The organism is Streptomyces sp. HSW2009 (assembly GCF_040240285.1).
GTDB lineage: Bacteria > Actinomycetota > Actinomycetes > Streptomycetales > Streptomycetaceae > Streptomyces.
Window position 1 is genome coordinate 1 of record NZ_JBEHZD010001027.1, and the last position, 1,182, is coordinate 1,182.

The following is a 1,182-nucleotide window of genomic DNA, read 5'->3' on the forward strand; positions in this document are numbered from 1 at the left end:
GGCCGCAGAGACCAGCGAGAAGCGACTGTTTACTAAAAACACAGGTCCGTGCGAAGCCGTAAGGCGATGTATACGGACTGACGCCTGCCCGGTGCTGGAACGTTAAGGGGACCGGTTAGCTGACTTTCGGGTTGGCGAAGCTGAGAACTTAAGCGCCAGTAAACGGCGGTGGTAACTATAACCATCCTAAGGTAGCGAAATTCCTTGTCGGGTAAGTTCCGACCTGCACGAATGGCGTAACGACTTCTCGACTGTCTCAACCATAGGCCCGGTGAAATTGCATTACGAGTAAAGATGCTCGTTTCGCGCAGCAGGACGGAAAGACCCCGGGACCTTTACTATAGCTTGATATTGGTGTTCGGTTCGGCTTGTGTAGGATAGGTGGGAGACTGTGAAGCATGCACGCCAGTGTGTGTGGAGTCGTTGTTGAAATACCACTCTGGTCGTGCTGGATGTCTAACCTGGGTCCGTGATCCGGATCAGGGACAGTGTCTGGTGGGTAGTTTAACTGGGGCGGTTGCCTCCTAAAGGGTAACGGAGGCGCCCAAAGGTTCCCTCAGCCTGGTTGGCAATCAGGTGTTGAGTGTAAGTGCACAAGGGAGCTTGACTGTGAGACTGACGGGTCGAGCAGGGACGAAAGTCGGGACTAGTGATCCGGCGGTGGCTTGTGGAAGCGCCGTCGCTCAACGGATAAAAGGTACCCCGGGGATAACAGGCTGATCTTCCCCAAGAGTCCATATCGACGGGATGGTTTGGCACCTCGATGTCGGCTCGTCGCATCCTGGGGCTGGAGTCGGTCCCAAGGGTTGGGCTGTTCGCCCATTAAAGCGGTACGCGAGCTGGGTTTAGAACGTCGTGAGACAGTTCGGTCCCTATCCGCTGTGCGCGTAGGAGTCTTGAGAAGGGCTGTCCCTAGTACGAGAGGACCGGGACGGACGAACCTCTGGTGTGCCAGTTGTTCTGCCAAGGGCATGGCTGGTTGGCTACGTTCGGGAGGGATAACCGCTGAAAGCATCTAAGCGGGAAGCCTGCTTCGAGATGAGGGCTCCCACCCACTTGATGGGGTAAGGCTCCCAGTAGACGACTGGGTTGATAGGCCAGATATGGAAGCCTCGTGAGGGGTGGAGTTGACTGGTACTAATAGGCCGAGGGCTTGTCCTCAGTTGCTCGCGTTCACTGTGT

1 rRNA gene is annotated in these 1,182 nt (G+C 56.1%); it reads left to right on the forward strand.

Annotated features, from left to right (window positions below):
- Nucleotides 1-1,161: ribosomal RNA gene (locus AAHZ94_RS34365) — 23S ribosomal RNA — on the forward strand; the annotation flags it as partial.
- Between the last annotated feature and the right edge of the window lie 21 nt (nt 1,162-1,182).